The organism is Flavisphingopyxis soli (genome assembly GCF_007995095.1).
GTDB classification, from domain to species: domain Bacteria; phylum Pseudomonadota; class Alphaproteobacteria; order Sphingomonadales; family Sphingomonadaceae; genus Flavisphingopyxis; species Flavisphingopyxis soli.
Window position 1 is genome coordinate 571,867 of the sequence record NZ_VOPY01000001.1, and the last position, 19,966, is coordinate 591,832.

Below are 19,966 nucleotides of genomic sequence, written 5' to 3' on the forward strand. Positions count from 1 at the left end.
CAACGCTGCCGCCCTATCTGCGTTTCTTGCCCGTTTTCTCGATCGCGGCGCGCGCGACATAGGCGATGTCCTGTGCGCGCAGCCAGTCGGGCGCATTCGGATCGATACCAGCCATTGCCACTTCGGCATAGCGCAGCGCAAGCGGCCACTGCTGCGTCAGGTCGAAGCGTTCGGCGCTGGCGAGCGCGGCGCGCGAATCGTCGCCTTCGCGCGCATAGACCGTGCCCAACTGGTACCAGGCGAACGGGTTTTCGCGATCGCGCGAAACCGCCGCGCGCAGGACGTGTTCGGCCTCGTCATAATATTGCGGATCTTCGGTCTCGATCAGCGCATGGCCGAACATCGATGCGATCAGCGGCTGCGATCCGCTCAGCGCGGTCGCCTTGCGCAGCGGCGCGATCGCCTCGACCGGGCGACCCGATTCGAGCAGCACCTGGCCCTCGAGCTCGAGGAAATAGGGATTGTCGGGCTGCGCTGCGATCAGCGCCTTGGTCTCGGCGAGCGCCTTTTCAGGATAGCTCGACTTGTGCCAGGCGAACGCGCGGGCATAGCGCGCGGGAACGCTGGTATCGCTTTCGGGATATTTCTTGAGCGTGCGCGTCGGATCTTCGACATAGCCCGCGAGCTTCGCCTTGACCCGTTCGAAACGCTGTTCGAGCGCGGAATCGATCGGCGTGTCATAGGCGGGGTCGGCCTTGATCGCGGTCTCCAACCGCGAGATGCGGTCGCCCGACAGCGGGTGGGTGTAGGCATAATCGATCGTCCGGTCGACGCCGGTGCGGAACTCCTGGCTCTGCAGCGTCTTGAAGAAATCGATCATCCCCTTGCCGCTGATTCCCGCATTGCGCAGATAGCTCGACCCGGCCTGGTCGGCGGATGATTCCTGGACACGCGAATAGGCGAGCAAATTACCCAGCGCCGCCTGCTGGCCCATCGCCATGACGCCCGCTGCGGCCTCGCCCGCGCCCGCGGCGGCAAGTGCCACTCCTGCGAGCAGCGACAACAGGCTGATCTTGGTCGCCTGCGAATAGCCTTCGTTGAAGCGGATCGCGTGGCCGCCGGCGATATGGCCGAGCTCGTGCGCGATGACGCCCTGGACCTCGTTGACGTCGTCGGCGGCGGTGATCAGTCCGCTATGGATATAGACGTTCTGCCCCGCCACGACGAAGGCGTTGATCGACGGATCGTCGATCAGGATGATCTGGACGTTCGCCGGGCTGAGGCCCGCCGCGGTGATCAGCGGTTTGGAAATATCGGCGAGCAGCGCCTCGGTCTCGGCGTCGCGCAGGATCGACTGGGCGCTGACGGGAGTCGCCATCAACGACAGGCAGGCGAGCAACGCGAGCAATTGCGCGAGGTGACGGGCGAGCGACGGTCCGCCGCGGCGAACCTTCATCGATGATGCAAAACTCATCGTGGGAATGTGCCGCGCGGTGCATGAACCCGCGATGAAATGGCGCGATTGCCCGATCGCACATAAGCAAACGGGACGCCGCCGAAGCAGCGTCCCGCATGATCGTTGAACCAGGGCTGCGTCCGACACGCCTGCAGTACCGACAGGTCCGACGCGAACGCCATATCAGGTGCCGAAGGTCCGCTGCCACCAACCGCGGCGGCTGCCGTCCTCGTCGCCGCCGTCGCTGTCACCGGTCTTGGTCTCGGGCTTCGCGCTGGCTGCGGGCTGCGCCTTGGCCTTGCTCTTGGCCGCGGGCTTGCGCGCGGGCTTGGCCGGAGCGTCTGCCTTGGCGTCGGTCGTCGCCTCTGCCTTGGCCGGTTCGGCTGACTTGGCCGCGGCCTTGGCAGCGGGCGCCTTGGCCCTGGTCGCCTTGGCAGGCGTTTCCGCCTTGGCCGGGGCTACCGGCTGGGCAGCGACGCTTGCGCCTTCGCCCGCCGTCTCGGCCGCGACCTTGGGCTTGCGGGTCCGCGGTGCGCGTTTCGGCTTCTCGGCGGGTGCCTCGGCGGAGGCGTCAGCGGGCGCATCAGCCGTGGCGGCAGCGGCCTTTGCCGGCGCCGCCGTCTCGGCCTTGCGGGCGCGGGGCCGACGACGCGTCTTGGGCTTGTCGTCGTCGTTGCTTGCCGCGTCGTCATTGCTGGCGGCCGGGGCTGCGCGGTTATCTTCGCTGCGCTCGGGCTTGGCATCGCTGCGCTCGGGCTTGGCGTCGCTGCCGAAGGCATGGCCGTCGGCTTCGTCGCTGCGCGGAGCGCGATTTTCGCCCGCATTTTCGCTGCCACCGTCACGCGCTTCGTCACGTGCGCCGCCACGCCGGCGACGTCCGCCGCGGCGTCCACGACGCCTCTTGGGCGCGTTGCCATCGCCGTCGACGTCGTGATCGGCGCGCGGTGCGCGCTCACCGCGATTGTCGTCACCCGACGCTTCGCCGTCTTCGCCTGGCGAGGGTTCGGCGATGCGTTCGGGCCGTTCGGCGCGGTCGCCATCGGGGCGATCGCCGCGCGAGCGGTTGCGTCCACCGCGCCGCGAGCGGCTCTTGCGGTTGCGGCCACCTTCGTCACGGTCGCGATCGCGTCCACCCGAGTCGCGATCGGAGTCGTTGCGACCGCTCTCGCCGTCCTCGTCCTCGTCGTCGCCGTAATCGGGCTCATCCTCGATCACATCGTCATCGTCGTCGACCAGCGATTCAAAGCTCGGCATGTGCTCGGGGCGCGGCCCCGACACGTCGATCGTCATCCGCGCGCCTTCGGTTTCGCCGTCGGGCAGGATCTCGACCTTGACGCCATAACGATGCTCAAGCTCGGCGATCTCGTCGCGCTTGGTGTTGAGGACGTAGTAGCTCGCTTCCTGGCTGGTGCGCAGCGACAGGCGCGTGCCCTTGCCCTTGGCGGCTTCCTCTTCGAGCAGGCGCAGCACGCTCAATGCCGCCGAAGAGGCGGTGCGGACGAGGCCGGTGCCTTCGCAATGCGGGCATTCGCGCGTCGATGCTTCGAGCACGCCGGTGCGCAGGCGCTGGCGGCTCATTTCCATCAGGCCAAAGCCCGAAATGCGGCCGACCTGGATGCGTGCGCGGTCGTTCTTGAGCGCGTCCTTCATTGCGCGCTCGACCTTGCGGACGTTGCCGTTCGATTCCATGTCGATGAAATCGATCACGACGAGCCCGGCCATGTCGCGCAGGCGCAGCTGGCGGGCGATCTCGCGCGCGGCTTCCATGTTGGTGCCGACCGCGGTCGCCTCGATGCCGTGCTCCTTGGTCGATCGGCCCGAGTTGATGTCGATCGAAACGAGCGCCTCGGTCGGGTTGATCACCAGGTAACCGCCCGATTTCAATTGCACGACGGGCTGGTACATCGCCGACAGCTGGTCCTCGGCGCCGTAGCGCTGGAACAACGGCACGGGGTCGGCATAATGCTGCACGCGCTTGGCGTGGCTCGGCATCAGCAGCTTCATGAAGTCCTTGGCGGCGCGATAGCCGTCCTCGCCTTCGACCAGCACTTCGGAAATGTCGCGGTTATAGATGTCGCGGATCGCACGCTTGATCAGGTCGCTGTCCGAATGGATCAGCGCGGGCGCGCTGGTCCCCAGCGTGTTCTCGCGAATCCCGTCCCACAGCCGGGCGAGATAGTCGAAATCGCGCTTGATCTCGGGCTTGGTCCGCTGCAGCCCGGCGGTGCGGATGATGCAGCCGACGCTCGGCGGCAGGTTGAGCTCGTCGATGATCGACTTCAGCCGCTTGCGGTCGCCGCTGTTCGAAATCTTGCGGCTGATCCCGCCGCCATGCGACGTGTTCGGCATCAGGACGCAATAGCGCCCGGCGAGCGACAGGTACGTCGTCAGCGCCGCGCCCTTGTTGCCGCGTTCTTCCTTGACGACCTGGACCAGCATCACCTGCCGACGCTTGATGACGTCCTGGATCTTGTAGCGGCGGCGCAACGCCATCCGCTTGTCCTTGAGCTCGTCGCTCGGGCGGCGCTTGCTGCCCTTGCCGCCGCGACCGCGGTTGCGCGCACGGCGTCCGCCGCGCTGCTGGTCGTCCTCGTCGTCTTCGTCGCGCGCGTCGTCGTCCTGCGCATCGTCGTCGTCGTCGTGATCGCCATTGCCGTCTTCGTCGAGCGGCGCAGGGGGTACGACATCCTCGACTTCGCCCTCGAGCTCGTCGATGTCTTCCTCGGCGCGCATCGCGGCTTCTTCGGCGGCGTGCTCGGCTTCTTCGCGGAGCAGCTGCTCGCGGTCTTCCTGCGGGATCTGGTAGTAATCGGGGTGGATTTCGCTGAACGCGAGGAAACCGTGGCGATTGCCGCCATATTCGATGAACGCCGCCTGCAGCGACGGTTCAACGCGGGTAACCTTGGCGAGATAGATATTGCCCTTAAGCTGCTTGTGCTCGGCGGACTCGAAGTCAAATTCCTCGATGCGGTTTCCATTGAGGACGGCGACCCGGGTTTCTTCCCGGTGCCGCGCGTCGATCAGCATACGCGTGGTCATGTGTTATACTCCGGGCGTCGCTCGGCGGTCCGGGCGGGGCAAGCCCCGGCAGGATGAACAAAGGGACGCCGTATATTGTGGAAGGCCCTCGGCGCGATGTCGCGGCGGCGGGTGTGATCCGGTGAAACGAAAAAATATTGTGTCTGCTGGCACGAGGCCGGGCGCAAATCGCGCTCGCGGTAGCCTGGGGCTTCAGCGACGTCCGGCTCCGATGCGCAGCGCGCGGGGCCGCGAGGGCCTCTGCGGTACGATTACGGAGGGGGAAGTCTTGCCTCATGCAGCGTCAACCTGGGTTCGATAAGGGGAGGCCGGTCACATTCGCCGTTCGATCGAACGGCGAGGCGGCAAGCCCCGTTGGGCAGGCCCGCTTTGACAGAATGTTCGTCCCATGTCGGGTGGCGGCATTCGGGCGATACGGACCCGTCGATCGTGCTAGCACCGCCGTGTCACCACGGCAACAGTCCGATTGGCCAACCACGCAGCGGCCGATTGGGACTGGACGGACGCCGAATCGAGGCGGCATAGCGGGTATATGGCGATCCTCGTTCCCGCGTTGCTGCCGCTCGCAGTCGCCCTTCTGGGTGTGCCGACAGGCTCTCCCCATGGCACCGCGCTGGCGCTCGCGCAGCCGCCGCGACAGCATTACAGCGTCTCGGTCGATATCGGCAAACCCGCCCCGGCAATTGCGCTGCCGCCGATCGAGGGCGACGACAAGACGCTGCCTTTGGTCGTCATCGACGCCGGCCATGGCGGCCATGACCCCGGCGCGCTCGGTGACAAGGTCGAGGAAAAGACGCTCACCCTCGCGCTCGCCAAGGCGCTGCGCGACGAACTGCTCGCCAGCGGGCGGGTTCGCGTCGCGCTGACGCGCAGCGACGACCGCTTCCTGATTCTCGAGGAACGCTTCGGCATCGCCCGGCGGCTCGGCGCCGACCTGTTCCTGTCGATCCATGCCGATGCCGCGGGCAATCCGGCCGCGTCGGGCGCGACGATCTACACTTTGTCCGAAACCGCGTCGGACCGCGAGGCGGCGCGGCTGGCGGCGCGCGAAAACCGTTCCGACATCATCAACGGCGTCGATCTCGGGCGGCAGGGCGGCGATGTCGGCGCGATCCTGATCGATCTCAGCCAGCGCGACGCGATGCGCAGCTCGGCCGATTTCGCGCGGCTGCTGGTCCGCGAGGCGCACGACGATTTCGCCTTTCGCCCGACCCCGCACCGGCTCGCCGGGCTGATCGTGCTGAAGGCGCCCGACATGCCCTCGGCGTTGATCGAGGCGGGCTATATCAGCAATGCGGGCGATGCCAGTTTCCTCGCCTCGCGCGAGGGCCAGCGGCGCTTTGCCCGCGGCGTGCGCAAGGCGGTCGTCGTGCATTTCGCCCGCCTCAATGCCAGGCGCTGAGCCTGCCCGATGCACTCCGCGACGAATGACTGCAGGAAGCGTATGGCTTTGCCTGCGGCTTTTTCCTAGAGGATGGCGGCGATGAGCGACGACATCCCTTCCCCCGGCACCAATACGAGCACCGGCGACTATGCGCGCTACCGGCTGCGCCGCGATGCGGGCGGCGTGCGCGACTGGTTCGCCGCGCGCTGGCATCGCCGCCGTTTCCGCTGGCTGACCTATGCCGTCGTCACCGGGCTGCTGGCCTTCATGATCGGCTGGACGATGATCGCGCGCGGCCTGCCCGATGCGCGCACGCTGCTCGAATATCAGCCCGCGCTGCCAACCGTGGTGCGCGGCGCGAACGGCGAACCCGTTCACAGCTTCGCGCGCGACCGGCGCGTCCAGCTCGACTACAATGAATTTCCGCCGCAGCTGATCCACGCCTATCTCGCGGCCGAGGACAAGACCTTCTTCAGCCATGGCGGGATCGACTATCTCGGCTTTGCCGGTGCGGTGTTCGACTATGTCTCGAAGCTCGGCTCGGGCGATCGCGCCAAGGGCGGCTCGACGATCACCCAGCAGGTCGCCAAGAACATCCTCATCGGCGACGATTATTCGATCACGCGCAAGCTGAAGGAAATGGTCCTCGCGCGCCGCATCGAGGGCGTGCTGACCAAGCAGCAGATTCTCGAACTCTATCTCAACGAGATCCCGCTCGGGCGCCAGTCGTTCGGCGTCCAGGCGGCAAGCCGCGCCTATTTCGACAAGGACGTCGGCGATCTCGACCTCAACGAGGCCGCGTTCCTTGCGATCCTGCCCAAGGCGCCCGAGAAATACGGCCGCCCGCAAAACCGTGCCGCCGCGCTCGCCCGGCGCAACTTCGTCCTCGGCCAGATGGAAAACAATGGCTGGATCACCGCCGCCCAGCGCGCGCAGGCGGCATCGCAACCGCTCGGCCTCGTCAGCGAACGCGGCTCGCCGTTCAAGAACGCCGGCGGCTATTACATGGAAGAGGTCCGCCGCGAGCTGCTCGACAAGTTCGGCGAGAATGCCGAGGACGGCCCCTTGAGCGTTTACGCCGGCGGCCTGTGGGTGCGCACGCCCTACGATCCCGCGATGCAGGCGGCTACGACCAACGCCTTGCGCGCCGGCCTGCTGCGCTTCGATTCAGGCCATGCCTGGTCGGGCAACCTCGGCACGATCGAACGCGACGATCAGTGGCTCAGCCGGCTCAAATCCTCCTATGTCAGCATCGATTACGAGGACTGGCGGATCGCCGCGGTGCTCGCCAATGACGGCGGCGTCGCGCGGCTCGGCTTCGCCAACGGGACGACCGGGCGGATGACCGCGGGCAATGCGCGCGGCGTGCTGGGGCAGATCAAGCCCGGCGACCTGATCGCGGTCAAGCCGATGGCGGGCGACGAATATGCGTTGCGCAACATCCCGAAGATTTCGGGCGGCATGGTCGTCGAAGACCCGCATTCGGGCCGCATCTATGCGATGCAGGGCGGCTTTTCGAACCGCATCTCCTCGTTCAACCGCGCCACCCAGGCCGAACGCCAGCCGGGTTCGACGATCAAGCCGTTCGTCTATTCGGCCGCGCTCGACAACGGCATGACGCCCGCGACGATCATCGTCGATCAGCCGTTCTGCGTCTATCAGGGCGCCGGGCTCGGCGAAAAATGCTTCAAGAACTATTCGGGTGGCTATGCCGGACCCAAGACGCTGCGCTGGGCGATCGAACAGTCGCGCAACCTGATGACCGTGGCGGCGGCGAACCAGACCGGCATGGACAAGGTCGTGGCGACGATCAAGCGGATGGGGATCGGCGACTACAAGCCCTATCTGTCGATGGCGCTGGGCGCGGGCGAAACCACCGTGATGAAGATGACCAACGCCTTTTCGATGCTCGCCAATGCGGGCCGCGAACTGCAGCCGCGCGTCATCGATTATGTCCAGGACCGTCACGGCAAGGTCGTCTGGCCGGCCAAGTGGAAAGCGTGCGAGGGCTGCAACGCCGACGACTGGGACGGCAAGCCGATGCCGCGCTTCGTTCAGACCGGCAGGCAGGTGCTCGACCCGCTGACCGCCTATCAGATGGTCCATATCCTCGAAGGCGTCGTGACGCGCGGCACCGCCCAGCGGCTGCGCGTGCTCGACCGGCCGATGATGGGCAAGACCGGCACGACCAACGGTCCGAAAGAGGTCTGGTTCGTCGGCGGCACGCCCGATCTCGTGACCGGCGTCTATGTCGGCTACGACACGCCCAAATCGCTCGGTGGCTGGGCCCAGGGCGGCCGGATCTCGGCGCCGATCGCGCTCGACTTCTTCCAGAAGGTGATCCCCAAGGACGCGCCCAAGGTGCCGTTCGTCGCGCCGGCCGACATCCGCATGGTCCGCATCGACCGCAATTCGGGCAAGCGCGTCTATGGCGTCTTTCCCGACAGCGAGAACGGCGATCCCAAGGCGGCGGTGATCTGGGAGGCGTTCAAGCCCGAGACCGAACCCAAAAGGACGATCCGCAAGGAAGAGATTCCCGAGCCCAGGAAGGAAACCGTCAAGCCGGTAACGACCGACGCGCGTCCGAAACAGAAGCGCGACGATCAGGAATTCCTCGAGGATCAGGGCGGCATCTACTGAATCCGCGCTGCCCCCGGCGCGGTCCGTGCTACAGTGTAAACCCCTTGCCGTATCGGAGCCTGCCATGACCCGTCGCCGTAGTGTTTTCGCCGTGATCGCCGTCGCCGTCATCGCCGCGCTCGCCGCGCTCGCCATGCCTATCGATACCAGCGCCCAGCTCGCCGAGGGCAAGCGCGCGCCACTGTTCAGGACGACTGGCGCGCTGGCGGGCAAGCCGTTCGCGTTCGACCTCGCCAAACAACTCAAAAAGGGCCCCGTCGTCCTCTATTTCTATCCCAAGGCGTTCACCGAGGGGTGCACGCTCGAAGCGCACGCCTTTGCCGAGGCGTCGGGCGATTTCAAAAAGGCCGGCGCGACTGTCATCGGCATGTCGACCGACGGCTATGAGGCGCTCCAGAAATTCTCGCGCGAAGCGTGCCGCGACAAGTTCGCGGTCGCCACCGCAACGCCGGCGATCGTCAAGGCCTATGGCGTCGACCTCAAGAAGCTCGGCGTGTCGACCGGGCTGACGACGCGGACCAGCTTCGTCATCGCGCGCAATGGCCGTATCGTCCACGTCCATTCGGACATGGATTACAAGGATCACGTCACGCAATCGCTCGCCGCAGTCCGCGCGCTCAAGAAGGCGCGATAGCCCCCCGTCGGCTTGCCAAGCCGCATCGCGGCGTTACAACCCTCGGTACAAGACCAAGACGGCGAAATGCCGCTGGTCGATAATTCTGGGGGTAAAACATGTCTGCAGCACCGCACGAGAGCGCGTTTTCGCAATCGTTCGAACGGTTTCTCGAACCGATCACCAACTTTTCCGACCTGCTCTGGGGCGGGACGTGGAACGGCCAGGAAGTCCTGATCGTCCCGCCGCTCGTCGTGCTGCTGCTTGGTGCCGGCATCTACATCATGGTCGGCCTGCGCTTTTACCCGCTGACCAACCTGATTCCCGCCTTTCGCAAGCTGTTTACCAAGTCGGGCAAACAGGGCGCGGGCGAAATCTCCCCCTTCGCTGCGCTGTCGACTGCGCTTTCGGGACAGGTCGGGACCGGCAACCTCGCCGGCGTCGCGACCGCGATCGCGCTTGGCGGACCCGGCGCGATCTTCTGGATGTGGATCACCGCTTTGGTCGGCATGGCGCTGGCATTCGGTGAAGGCGCGCTTGCGATCCGCTTTCGCGACCGCGCTGAGGACGGTACCTGGCGCGGCGGTCCGATGAGCTATATCATGATCGGCCTCGGGCCGAAATGGAAATGGCTCGCGATCCTGTTCTGCATCGGCACGCTGATCTCGGCGATCGTCACCGGCAACGGCATCCAGGCCAATTCGATCGCCGATTCGATGACCGAGATCTTCGGCGTCGAAGCGTGGGTCGGCGGCCTCGTCACCGCGATTGCGGTGTTCATCGTCATCATCGGCGGGATCAAGTCGATCGGCAACGTCGCCGAAAAGATCGTCCCCGTCATGGCGATCGCCTATATCGCGATGGCGCTGCTCGCGATCATCCTCGACATTCGCGACATTCCCGAAACCTTCGGACGCATCTTCTACGGCGCGTTCAATTTCCAGTCGGCCAGCGGCGGCTTTATCGGTGCAGCGATCATCATCGCGATCCGTGCCGGCGTCGCGCGCGGCCTGTTCTCGAACGAGGCGGGCCAGGGTTCGACCCCGATCGCGCATGCCGTTGCGCAGACCAACGATCCCGCCGCGCAAGGGCGCTTCGCGATGCTCGGCACCTTTATCGACACCGTCGTCATCTGCACGATGACCGCGCTCGTCATCCTCACCGTAGAGGGCGACTTCTCGGCCGGCGGCGTTGCGGTGAAGCATGCCTGGCAGTCCGATCTCAGTGGCTTTGCCATGACCTCGGGCGCGTTCGGCGCGGCCTTCCCCTATCCGATCATCGGGGTGCCGATCGGAACGCTGATCGCCTCGGTCGCGCTGATCCTGTTCGTCTTCACGACGCTGCTGACGTGGAGCTATTACGGCGAACGCGCGATCACCTGGCTCTACGACCTGTTCCCGGGGTCGAGCCTGAAGGGCGAAAAGGTGCTGCACATGTCGTGGCGCGTCCTGTGGTGCATCGTCATCTTCGTTGCCGCCGATGTCCCGCTCGAGGTGATCTGGCGGCTCGGCGACATCGCCAATGCGACGATGCTCGTGCCCAACGTCATCGCGCTGCTTGCGCTGTCGGGCGTGATCTTCGCGCTGTCGCGCGGCGACCGCACCGCGGGCACCGATCACGGGCGCGAAACCCCGCCCGAACTCAGCGAGGATATCGGCGGCGCCCCCGGGCATTGATCCCGGGCTTTAGGAATGCGTGAATCGGGGCTGGAGTAAATCCAGCCCCTCGCGCGGCACCGGCCCGCTCCCCCTCGCGGCCTCCCACAGGATACACTGGTTGGGTGGTCGGGAGGGGGAGCGGGCCGGTGCCGTACCCGCCGGAAGGCGGAAAATGACTCTTGCACCGCCGCTTTTGTTTTCGCCTCGCATTCGCTAAGCGCTGACGCCAAGGCTGGCGTCGGCGCTTTTCCTTGCCCTCGCCCCGTTGGAGATAGTTCATGCGCGCCGAAGCGCAATCGCATATCGACCGTATTACCGCCGCCCTCGACCTCATCCGTCGCTTCCTCAACTGGGACGAGGCAAAGCGGCGGCTCGACGAGCTCAATGCGCGCGTCGAGGACCCGACCTTGTGGGACAATCCCAAGGGCGCGCAGGAGGTGATGCGCGAACGTGGTCGGCTCGACGACGCGATCAACGCGGTCACCGCGATCAAGCGAGAGATGGACGACACTTCCGAACTCATCGAGATGGCCGATGCCGAGGGTGACACCGACCTTGGCGACGAAGGCCTCGCCGCGCTCGGCAAGCTCGCCGAACGCGCCGATGCCGACAAGATCAAGGCGCTGCTCGCGGGCGAGGCCGACGGCTACGACACCTATATCGAAATCCATGCCGGCGCCGGCGGGACCGAGAGCCAGGACTGGGCCGAGATGCTGCTGCGCATGTACCAGCGCTGGGCCGACAAGCGCGGCTACAAGGTCGACATGGTAGATTACCAGGCGGGCGACCAGGCCGGGATCAAGTCGGCCACGCTCGAGGTCAAGGGCGAGAACGCTTATGGCTATGCCAAGACCGAAAGCGGCGTTCACCGGCTCGTGCGCATCTCGCCCTATGACAGCGCGGCCAAACGCCACACCAGCTTCTCGAGCGTCTGGGTCTATCCGGTGATCGATGACGACATCGATATCGAGATCAACGAGGGCGACCTCAAGATCGATACCTATCGCGCCTCGGGTGCCGGCGGCCAGCACGTCAACACGACCGACTCCGCGGTGCGCATCACGCACATCCCCAGCGGCATCATCGTCGCCAGCCAGAACGATCGCTCGCAGCACAAGAACCGCGCGACCGCGATGAACATGCTGAAAGCCCGGATGTACGAGGCCGAACTGGCGCGGCGCGAGGCAGAGGCGTCGGGCGAATACCAGGCCAAGACCGAAATCGGCTGGGGCCACCAGATCCGCAGCTACGTCCTCCAGCCCTACCAGATGGTCAAGGATTTGCGCACCGGCGTTACCTCGCCGTCGCCCGACGATGTCCTCGACGGCGCGCTCGATCCGTTCATGGCCGCCGCATTGAGCCAGAAGGTGACCGGCGAAAAGGTCGAAGTCGAGGACGTCGACTGATGCGCCGGCGGGGGGCCTTGCTGATCGCGGCGGCGGGGCTCGCGCTCGCGCTGCCGGGGTGCGACTGGATTCACGACCCGCAGGCCGACCGGCCCGAAACCGCGCGCGAATTTCCGCGCGCCGACCGCCCCGTCGCCCCCGTCGTCTCGAACCAGTATTCGGACGAGAACAATCGCGACCGGCTCGGCGAGGCGGTCGCGGTGATGGACCGGGCGAACATCGTCGCGGGGATGACCGTCGCCGATATCGGCGCGGGCGAGGGCTATTACACCGTTCGCCTGGGTCAGCGCGTCGGCAGCAAGGGCCGCGTCCTTGCGCAGGATATCGACCGCGGCGCGATCCGCCGACTTGCCGACCGCGTCGCGCGCGAACGGCTCGACAATGTCTCGATCAAGCTGGGCGCGCCCGACGATCCCAAGCTGCCTGCAGCCAGCTTCGATCGCATCTTCATGGTCCACATGTATCACGAGATCGCCGAACCCTATGCCTTTCTCTGGCGGCTGCGGCCCGCTTTGCGCGCCGGCGGCCAGGTCATCGTGATCGACGCCGATCGCCCGACGACGCAGCACGGCACGCCGCCCAAGCTGCTGTTCTGTGAATTCGAGGCGGTCGGCTACAAGCTCGCCGAATTCACCGAACAGCCTGGCCTCGGCAGCTATTACGCCAGCTTCGAGGCCAGCGGCGACCGTCCCGATCCGGGCAAGATCGAGGCGTGCAAATCGTCAAGCTGAGGCGCCGCGCGCACTGCCTCGCCCCACGGACCCCGCTCCGCCTCGGCGACCGCCCAGTCGCGAAATGCCTTGATCTTGGCCTGGTTGCGCTGGTGCTCGCGACAGACGACCCACAGGCTCGAGCCGGAATAGGTCGCGGGGAATAGCTGGACCAGCCGACCTTCACGCACGGCTTCGTCCCAGTAGACCGGGTTGAGCAGCGCAATGCCTTGCCCGGCCAGCGCAGCGCTCCCCTCGACGCTCTGCGAATCGAACCGGATGCCCGGCGCGGGTGGCGGCAGCGCGGTCAGGCCGACCGCCGCGAACCAGGTCGCCCACCAGCGATCCTGAGGGCTGAGCAGGCGTCCCGCGGCGATCTGTTCGGGCGTGTCGAACGGGCCATGGTCGGCGACATAGGCGGGGCTCGCCATCGGCGCGAACAGGCTGCGCATCAGCAACTGCGCGTGCAGGCCGGGCCAGTCGCCCAGCCCGCCGCGCACCGCGACGTCGATATCGTCGCGGGCGAAATCGTTGATCCGGTCCTCGACCGTCAGGCGCACCGCGAGGTCGGGATGCGAAAGCTGGAACCCGCCGATCCGCCCACCGAGCCACAGATTGGCGAAACTGGAAAAGCTGTTGACCGTCAGCTGGCTGGCATCCTCGTCGCGCAGCCGGTCGAACGCATCGCGCAGCGTGGCAAAGGCGGCGCTGGTCTGGACCGACAGGTCGGCCGCTTCCGCGCTGAGCATGACGCGGCCCTTTTCGCGCCGGAACAGCGATACGCCCAGCGCCTGTTCGAGCGTGCGGATCTGATAGCTGACCGCCGCCTGGCTCATCCCCAGCTCTTCGGCTGCGCGCGAGAAATTCTCCAGCCGTGCGGCGGCTTCGAAGACGCGGATGGCGGCGAGCGAGGGGAGCGATGACATCATGTCCACATAAGCCACACTTATATATGATGTCGAGTTTCAAATTGGGCCTGGCGGCTGGTTATGGGCATATTCGGGTCATCGGGCGATCAGGTCCGGTGATAAGGAGGTTTGTGATGCAAGACGAATTCATCAGTCGCCTGTTGGTCGATCGGCAGCAGGATTTTGCCGCCGGTCTCGATCCCCTGTTCACCTCGGTAGGCAGGTCGTTCGCCATGGTCGCTCGGCGCCTGCGTCGCGCCGCCAGCGCGACCGCCGCGGTCGGCGCGGCGCTCGTCTCGGTGCCGCTTGTCCTCCTCGTCATCGGGCTTTGCGAGCGCGGGCCGTTCGGCTGATCGCGCGCGTGGCGCCACGATTGCGTGGCGCGGTACCATCGGCTAAGGCGGGGCACGCCCCGGACACGCCGCGACCGAGTTCGCGGACCTTGTCCGGGGCCTCGTCTTTTATCGGTAAAAAGGTCTCCGCCCATGCCCCGTCGCCGCCAGATTTACGAAGGCAAGGCCAAGATTCTCTATGAAGGCCCCGAGCCGGGCACGCTGATCCAGTATTTCAAGGACGACGCGACTGCGTTCAACGCGCAAAAACGCGGGACGATCTCGGGCAAGGGCGTGCTCAACAACCGCATCTCCGAACACGTCTTCACGCTGCTCGGGCAGATCGGAGTGCCGACGCACTTCATCCGCCGGCTCAACATGCGCGAGCAGCTGATTCGCCAGGTCGAGATCGTCCCGATCGAGGTCGTCGTGCGCAACGTCGCCGCGGGCACGCTGTCGAAACGCCTCGGCATCGAGGAAGGCACGCAGCTGCCCCGGACACTGATCGAATATTGCTACAAGGACGACGCGCTCGGCGACCCGCTGATCGCCGAAGAGCATATCGCGTGCTTCAACTGGGCGAGCCAGGAAGAGATGCACGACATCGCCGACATGGCGATCCGCGTGAACGACTTCATGTGCGGCCTGTTCGCCGGCATCGGCATCCGCCTGGTCGACTTCAAGCTCGAATTCGGGCGGATCTGGGACAACGACTTCTCGCGGATCATTCTCGCCGATGAGATCAGCCCCGACAGCTGCCGGCTTTGGGATATGAAAACAAACGAGAAACTTGACAAGGATCGCTTCCGTCGGGATCTAGGCGGCGAAGCCGAGGCCTATCAGGAAGTCGCTCGCCGACTGGGCCTGCTGCCCGAAGGCGCCGACAACGAAGTCCTCGATCTCGAGACTCACCGCAAAAAGCGAGGAAAATAATCGATGCTGCATAGCCGACTGACCCGGGCCCTCCTGACGACCTCGTTGATGTCATTGGGCCTGGCGCTCTCGGCCTGCGCGACGATGCCAGCGACCTCGGTCGCGCCGGCAACAGTCGACCAGACCGCGCCGCCCGTCGCCGCCGTCACCGGGCAGACCGGCTGGGGATATCCCGTCTACGATATCGCGCCCGATCCCGCGGTGCGCTACGGCACGCTGCCCAACGGCATGAAATACGCGATCCTGCGCAACGCGACGCCGAAGGATTCGGCGTCGGTGCGGATGCGCGTCGATTTCGGTTCGATCGCCGAAAGCGATGACGAACAGGGGCTCGCCCATTTCATCGAGCATATGGCGTTCAACGGGTCGAAGAACGTCCCCGAAGGCGACATGGTCAAGATCCTCGAGCGCAAGGGACTGGCGTTCGGCGCCGACACCAACGCCTCGACCGGCTTCGATGCCACGGTCTATCAGCTCGATCTGCCCAAGACCGACGACGACATGATCGACACCGCGCTGATGCTGATGCGCGAAACCGCGGGCAATCTCGCCATCGCGCCCGATGCAGTGGGACGCGAACGCGGCGTGATCCTGTCCGAAATGCGCACCCGCGACAGCTTCCAGCTGCGCCGGATCAAGGACTATCTCGGCTTTGTCGCGCCACAGGCACCGTTCGCGACGCGCCTGCCGATCGGCACGCAGCAGGTCCTCGAAAACGCCAGCGCGGCCGACATCCGCTCGCTCTACGAACGCTATTATCGCCCCGAAAAGACGACGCTCGTCCTCGTCGGCGATTTCGACCCCGCCGCGATCGAGGCGAAGATCCAGGCGCGCTTTGCCGACTGGCGCGGGGTCGGTCCGGCCGGCGCCGACCTCGACGAGGGCCGCATCGATGTCACGCGCCCCGCCGCCGCCGACACCTTCGTCGATCCCGACGTTCCCTATATCGTCAGCATCGACAGCTTTCAGCCCTATGTCGCGCCCGCCGAAACGATTGCGCAGAACCGCCGCTCGCTGCTCGAACAGCTCGGCAACGCGATCGTCAACCGGCGCTTCGAAAAGATCGCCAACGCGCCCGATAGCCCGATCCTCGGCGCCTCGGCCTCGACCGGCGACCTGTTCAAGGCGGCACGCGACACGTCGATCTCGGTGACCGCCAGGGAAGGCGCATGGAAACAGGGGCTGACGGTCGGCCAGACCGAGCTCAACCGCGCTCTGCAATACGGTTTTACCCAGGCCGAACTCGCCGAGCAGCTGGCCAATTTCCAGCTCGCCTTCGACACCGCCGCCAACCAGGCCGATACGCGCCGTTCGGCCTCGCTCGCCAACGGCATCGTCGGGACGGTCGACGACCAGTCGCTGTTCACCACCCCCGCCGCCAACCGCGAACTGTTCAACACGCTCAAGCCGACGTTCAGCGTCGATGCGGTCAACGCCGCGTTTCGCGCGCGCTGGGCGGGATCGCCCCCGCTCGTCCACGTCTCGGCCAAGGCGCCGATCGCGGGCGGCGATGCGGGCGTGCTAGCCGCGTTTGACGCGGCCAAGGCGATCAAGGTCGAGGCGCCCGCCGCGGCGGTCGAAACCGCCTTTGCCTATGACGATTTCGGCACGCCAGGCGCCGTCGTCGCCGATACGGTGATTGCCGATCTTGGCGTTCGTACGATAACATTCGCCAACAACGTCCGGCTCAACCTCAAGAAGACCGATTTCGAGCAGGGCAAGCTGCGCTATTCGATCCGCATCGGCTCGGGCGAGTTGCAGCTGCCCGCCGACCAGCCGGGCCTCGCGCTGCTGATGAGCTCGATGTTCGCCAATGCCGGCCTCGGCCAGCACAGCTTCGATGATCTTCAGCAGGTCCTCGCCGGACATGACGTTTCGCCGGGCCTCGTCGCGGGCGATGACAGCTTCGGCTCGAGCGGCACGACGACGATGGCCGACCTGCCGCTCCAGCTCAAGGTGACCGCCGCCTATCTGACCGATCCCGGCTATCGCGCCGAGGCGCAGTCGCGCTGGGCCAGTCTCGTCCCGACCTACGAGGCACAGCTCGACGCGACGCCGCAATCGGTCGCGGCGCGCGACGTCGGCCGCATCCTCGCGAGCGGCGATCAGCGCTTCGGCATTCCCGACGAGGCGACGCTGCTGTCGCGCAACCTCGGCGAACTCAAGGCGGCGCTGACACCGATCCTGGCCAGCGCGCCGATCGAGATCGGCATCGTCGGCGATATCGACGGGGCGGCGGTGATCGCCGCGGTCGCGTCGAGCTTCGGCGCGCTGCCGACACGCGACGCCGATTTCGGCGCCTATGACGCGGCGCGCACCGTTCGCTTCCCGGCCGGCACGACGCCGGTCACGCTGACCCACGGCGGCACGCCCGACCAGGGGCTGGCGCTCGCCTACTGGCCGACCGACGACGACAGCGACGCGGTCGAAACGGCCCGGGTCGACATGCTCGCCGAAGTGATGGGGATATTGCTGATCGACGAAGTCCGCGAAAAGCTCGGCGCGACCTATTCGCCCAATGCGTCGTCGGACATGTCGCGGATCTACAAGGATTACGGCACCTTCGGCACCTCGGTCGTCGTCGCTCCGTCGCAGACCGACGAGGTGTTTGCCGCGATCGACACGATCGCCGGGGAATTGCGCGATGCGCCGGTCAGCGCCGACATGCTCGCCCGCGCCCGCACGCCGCTGCTCGAACGGATCGTCAAGAACCGGCGTGAAAACGGCTGGTGGCTTGGCGTGACGGCACGCGCGCAGAGCGAGGCGGCGCGGCTCGACCGCTACCGCACGCTCGAAGCGCGGGTGAAGGCAATCACGCCCGCCGACCTGCAGGCGGCGGCGCGCAAATATCTGGTGCCGGGCAAGGAGCTCAAGATCCGCATCGTGCCGGAGGCCAAGGCGCCAGCGGCGGCGAAGTAATCGAAGGGCTGGTGGCGGCGGCGGTGGCCGTCAGGCGTTGACGCGATAGCCGCAGATGATGCCGAACAGGAAGGCAGCGAACAGCGCGAGCTGGATCTGGCCATCGGGGTCGGACCACATGAACAGCTGGTGGCCCCAGCCGAACAGGGCGATGAACATCGCGAGCGCCAGCATTCCCATCGTACGTCCCCTCTCGCAGGCCGACCGAAGACCGGCGGTCCTTTAGAGCGTCACGGGACTAGCCGAATAAGGTAAATAACTGCTTAGCCGCGTTGCGCCCGACTTGGGTCTTGCGGCCCTGCGACGCACACGGCATAGCGGCGGCGTTTTCCAAGCCAGCCACGAAGGGCAGGGTGCGCGATGAAGATCAACGTCTATGTTACGCTCAAACCGGGCGTTCTCGACCCGCAGGGCAAGGCGATCCACCATGCGCTGGCCAGCCTCGGCTTTGCCGGCATCGACGATGTCCGCGCCGGGCGCTTCATCGAACTCGAGGTCGCCAACGACACGTCGGACGACGATCTCGACGCGATGTGCCGCAAGCTGCTCGCCAACACCGTCATCGAAAACTACCGCATCGAACGCGGCTGAACCGGGACACGCTGTCATGAAATCCGCCGTCATCGTCTTCCCCGGATCGAACTGCGACCGCGACATGGCCGTCGCCATCCGCGATATCTCGGGCAGCGCGCCGGCGATGGTCTGGCACGGTGAGAGCGCATTGCCCGACGGGCTCGATTTCATCGCGATCCCCGGCGGATTTTCCTACGGCGATTACCTCCGCTCGGGTGCGATGGCGGCCCGCTCGCCGGTGATGCGTGCCGTGGTCGATGCCGCCGCGCGCGGCGTCGCCGTGCTCGGCGTGTGCAACGGCTTCCAGGTGCTGACCGAGACAGGTCTGCTGCCCGGCGCGCTGATGCGCAATGCCGGGCTCAACTTCGTCTGCCGCGACGTCGCGCTGAGCGTCGAGAATACGCAGTCGGTCTTCACGTCAAATTACCGCGCGGGCGAACAGATCGTTCTTCCCGTCGCGCATCACGACGGCAATTATTTCGCCGACGATGCAACGCTCGACCGGCTCGAGGGCGAGGGCCGCGTTGCCTTGCGCTATGCCGGTGGCGACGCGAACGGCCGCGTCAACGGCTCGGCGCGCGATATCGCCGGGCTGCTCAACGACGCCGGCAACGTCCTCGGCCTGATGCCGCATCCCGAACGCGCGATCGAGGCAGCGCACGGCGGCAGCGATGGCCGCCGCCTGTTCGAAGGCGTCTTCGCCGGCCTGTCGGTCGCGGCCTGACGCGGGTGCGCCCGCCCCGCATTCTTGCATCGCTAGGCATCACGCGCTTCGCGCGCTAGAACGCCGACCGCCGGACCCCCGGTGCGCGCCCGTAGCTCAGCTGGATAGAGCACGAGACTTCTAATCTTGAGGCCGCTGGTTCGAATCCAGCCGGGCGCACCAACCTGCCATTGAAGTGCGATGATGCAGGCTCGGCTTGCAGGACTGGCCTCGCCGCCATCTCGACACGAAGCGGCGCGAATAGCAACGCGGGCGAGCAGCTAGCGCAAGCGGCCGATTACTGGTCGAGCGAATGTTGAGCGCATGCGCGATTCTGCGCATGCACTCAACATCCGGATATGCTTGTGTGCTTGGTCAGGATGCCGCGTAAAAAGGTGATTCAGGACCTGTACCGCCGCCCCCGCGCGTGCGGTGGACCGGGATCGTCGAGCGGACCCGCGGCGCGGACCAGGCCTTGCGATTGCTCGTTCCGTTTTTGGTGGATATGGCTGACAGTTTTTTTGTCATTGTTTTTCTCGTCCTCTTCGACGGTTCGTCGTTACGACTTGAGCCGCTTCGACTGAAAGCGGCACGGGAGGGCAAGCGGGATTCCATACAAGCCCAAAGATCGTGAGGTTTCCGTGCCTCTCGACGCTGTCGGACCCGTCACATTCCTTCATCAAATCGCGTGTGAGCGGACCCGATCTACTGGGCGCAATGCCTTGCAGGTTGGAAAGGCGATTTACCGCACG

The 19,966-nt window shown here is 66.0% G+C and carries 15 protein-coding genes and 1 tRNA gene; 12 read left to right on the top strand and 4 right to left on the bottom strand.

The genetic code is table 11. The features are described 5' to 3' along the window. Window positions 1-13: 13 nt before the first annotated feature. Both FSZ31_RS02825 and FSZ31_RS02830 read right to left on the bottom strand, forming a co-directional pair. Window positions 14-1,414: a M48 family metalloprotease gene (locus FSZ31_RS02825; protein ID WP_408021637.1), complete on the bottom strand. Its 1,401-nt coding sequence runs from the start codon at window positions 1,412-1,414 to the stop codon at window positions 14-16. A gap of 165 nt (window positions 1,415-1,579) precedes the next feature. Continuing rightward, on the bottom strand, window positions 1,580-4,435 hold the full coding sequence (locus FSZ31_RS02830; RefSeq protein WP_201739107.1) for an Rne/Rng family ribonuclease: 2,856 nt from the start codon (window positions 4,433-4,435) through the stop codon (window positions 1,580-1,582). Window positions 4,436-4,901: 466 nt separating this feature from the next. On the opposite strand from FSZ31_RS02830, the gene FSZ31_RS02835 reads away from it, so the two are divergent. The 6 genes from FSZ31_RS02835 (at window position 4,902) to FSZ31_RS02860 (ending at window position 12,867) form a co-directional block, all read left to right on the top strand. Continuing rightward, window positions 4,902-5,837: an N-acetylmuramoyl-L-alanine amidase family protein gene (locus tag FSZ31_RS02835; RefSeq protein WP_408021638.1), complete on the top strand. Its 936-nt coding sequence runs from the start codon at window positions 4,902-4,904 to the stop codon at window positions 5,835-5,837. An 81-nt stretch (window positions 5,838-5,918) separates the two neighbouring features. Further along, the gene (locus tag FSZ31_RS02840) at window positions 5,919-8,459 is read left to right on the top strand and encodes a penicillin-binding protein 1A (protein ID WP_147121525.1); all 2,541 of its coding nucleotides are present in this window, start codon (window positions 5,919-5,921) and stop codon (window positions 8,457-8,459) included. Between the two features lie 64 nt (window positions 8,460-8,523). Continuing rightward, entirely contained in the window at window positions 8,524-9,093 is a 570-nt protein-coding gene (locus FSZ31_RS02845; RefSeq protein WP_147121526.1) for a peroxiredoxin, read from the top strand. A 98-nt stretch (window positions 9,094-9,191) separates the two neighbouring features. Continuing rightward, the gene (locus FSZ31_RS02850) at window positions 9,192-10,748 is read left to right on the top strand and encodes an alanine/glycine:cation symporter family protein (RefSeq protein WP_147121527.1); all 1,557 of its coding nucleotides are present in this window, start codon (window positions 9,192-9,194) and stop codon (window positions 10,746-10,748) included. A 260-nt stretch (window positions 10,749-11,008) separates the two neighbouring features. Continuing rightward, the gene (gene prfB, locus FSZ31_RS02855; RefSeq protein WP_147121528.1) at window positions 11,009-12,136 is read left to right on the top strand and encodes a peptide chain release factor 2; all 1,128 of its coding nucleotides are present in this window, start codon (window positions 11,009-11,011) and stop codon (window positions 12,134-12,136) included. Beyond that, window positions 12,136-12,867 (top strand): class I SAM-dependent methyltransferase, encoded by a 732-nt coding sequence (locus tag FSZ31_RS02860; protein ID WP_147121529.1) that lies wholly within the window; start codon window positions 12,136-12,138, stop codon window positions 12,865-12,867. Before prfB ends, FSZ31_RS02860 begins: the two co-directional genes overlap by 1 nt. Here FSZ31_RS02860 and FSZ31_RS02865 read toward each other — a convergent pair. Continuing rightward, complete coding sequence (locus FSZ31_RS02865) at window positions 12,795-13,775, bottom strand: LysR substrate-binding domain-containing protein (RefSeq protein WP_328592386.1); 981 nt, start codon at window positions 13,773-13,775, stop codon at window positions 12,795-12,797. The two genes, FSZ31_RS02860 and FSZ31_RS02865, sit on opposite strands and share 73 nt — an antisense overlap. A gap of 113 nt (window positions 13,776-13,888) precedes the next feature. Here FSZ31_RS02865 and FSZ31_RS02870 point away from each other — a divergent pair, with 113 nt between their 5' ends. The 3 genes from FSZ31_RS02870 (at window position 13,889) to FSZ31_RS02880 (ending at window position 17,938) form a co-directional block, all read left to right on the top strand. Then, window positions 13,889-14,107 carry a hypothetical protein gene (locus tag FSZ31_RS02870; RefSeq protein ID WP_147121531.1) on the top strand — a complete coding sequence of 73 codons (219 nt, stop codon included), beginning with the start codon at window positions 13,889-13,891 and terminating at the stop codon, window positions 14,105-14,107. Between the two features lie 132 nt (window positions 14,108-14,239). Further along, window positions 14,240-15,019 (top strand): phosphoribosylaminoimidazolesuccinocarboxamide synthase, encoded by a 780-nt coding sequence (purC, locus tag FSZ31_RS02875; protein ID WP_147121532.1) that lies wholly within the window; start codon window positions 14,240-14,242, stop codon window positions 15,017-15,019. A gap of 3 nt (window positions 15,020-15,022) precedes the next feature. Further along, window positions 15,023-17,938 carry a M16 family metallopeptidase gene (locus FSZ31_RS02880; protein ID WP_236643633.1) on the top strand — a complete coding sequence of 972 codons (2,916 nt, stop codon included), beginning with the start codon at window positions 15,023-15,025 and terminating at the stop codon, window positions 17,936-17,938. A gap of 30 nt (window positions 17,939-17,968) precedes the next feature. Here FSZ31_RS02880 and FSZ31_RS12880 read toward each other — a convergent pair whose 3' ends face one another. Next, entirely contained in the window at window positions 17,969-18,118 is a 150-nt protein-coding gene (locus FSZ31_RS12880) for a hypothetical protein (protein ID WP_201739108.1), read from the bottom strand. 180 nt (window positions 18,119-18,298) lie between these two features. Between FSZ31_RS12880 and purS the strand changes: the two genes are divergently transcribed. The 3 genes from purS to FSZ31_RS02895 all read left to right on the top strand — a co-directional run bounded on the left by purS (window position 18,299) and on the right by FSZ31_RS02895 (window position 19,397). Further along, complete coding sequence (purS, locus tag FSZ31_RS02885) at window positions 18,299-18,529, top strand: phosphoribosylformylglycinamidine synthase subunit PurS (protein WP_147121533.1); 231 nt, start codon at window positions 18,299-18,301, stop codon at window positions 18,527-18,529. Between the two features lie 16 nt (window positions 18,530-18,545). After that, window positions 18,546-19,235: a phosphoribosylformylglycinamidine synthase subunit PurQ gene (gene purQ / locus FSZ31_RS02890; RefSeq protein ID WP_147121534.1), complete on the top strand. Its 690-nt coding sequence runs from the start codon at window positions 18,546-18,548 to the stop codon at window positions 19,233-19,235. Window positions 19,236-19,320: 85 nt separating this feature from the next. Beyond that, a tRNA-Arg gene (locus FSZ31_RS02895) sits at window positions 19,321-19,397 on the top strand. Window positions 19,398-19,966 lie beyond the last annotated feature (569 nt).

What these genes read in the sequence shown, in the direction of transcription:
- FSZ31_RS02830 (WP_201739107.1), bottom strand. Translation starts at nt 4,435, where the DNA reads ATGACCACGCGTATGCTGATCGACGCGCGGCACCGGGAAGAAACCCGG.
- purS (WP_147121533.1), top strand. Translation starts at nt 18,299, where the DNA reads ATGAAGATCAACGTCTATGTTACGCTCAAACCGGGCGTTCTCGACCCG.
- FSZ31_RS02850 (WP_147121527.1), top strand. Translation starts at nt 9,192, where the DNA reads ATGTCTGCAGCACCGCACGAGAGCGCGTTTTCGCAATCGTTCGAACGG.
- FSZ31_RS02880 (WP_236643633.1), top strand. Translation starts at nt 15,023, where the DNA reads ATGCTGCATAGCCGACTGACCCGGGCCCTCCTGACGACCTCGTTGATG.
- FSZ31_RS02865 (WP_328592386.1), bottom strand. Translation starts at nt 13,775, where the DNA reads ATGATGTCATCGCTCCCCTCGCTCGCCGCCATCCGCGTCTTCGAAGCC.
- FSZ31_RS02825 (WP_408021637.1), bottom strand. Translation starts at nt 1,414, where the DNA reads ATGAGTTTTGCATCATCGATGAAGGTTCGCCGCGGCGGACCGTCGCTC.
- FSZ31_RS02870 (WP_147121531.1), top strand. Translation starts at nt 13,889, where the DNA reads ATGCAAGACGAATTCATCAGTCGCCTGTTGGTCGATCGGCAGCAGGAT.
- purC (WP_147121532.1), top strand. Translation starts at nt 14,240, where the DNA reads ATGCCCCGTCGCCGCCAGATTTACGAAGGCAAGGCCAAGATTCTCTAT.
- FSZ31_RS02860 (WP_147121529.1), top strand. Translation starts at nt 12,136, where the DNA reads ATGCGCCGGCGGGGGGCCTTGCTGATCGCGGCGGCGGGGCTCGCGCTC.
- FSZ31_RS02845 (WP_147121526.1), top strand. Translation starts at nt 8,524, where the DNA reads ATGACCCGTCGCCGTAGTGTTTTCGCCGTGATCGCCGTCGCCGTCATC.
- FSZ31_RS12880 (WP_201739108.1), bottom strand. Translation starts at nt 18,118, where the DNA reads ATGGGAATGCTGGCGCTCGCGATGTTCATCGCCCTGTTCGGCTGGGGC.
- prfB (WP_147121528.1), top strand. Translation starts at nt 11,009, where the DNA reads ATGCGCGCCGAAGCGCAATCGCATATCGACCGTATTACCGCCGCCCTC.
- FSZ31_RS02840 (WP_147121525.1), top strand. Translation starts at nt 5,919, where the DNA reads ATGAGCGACGACATCCCTTCCCCCGGCACCAATACGAGCACCGGCGAC.
- purQ (WP_147121534.1), top strand. Translation starts at nt 18,546, where the DNA reads ATGAAATCCGCCGTCATCGTCTTCCCCGGATCGAACTGCGACCGCGAC.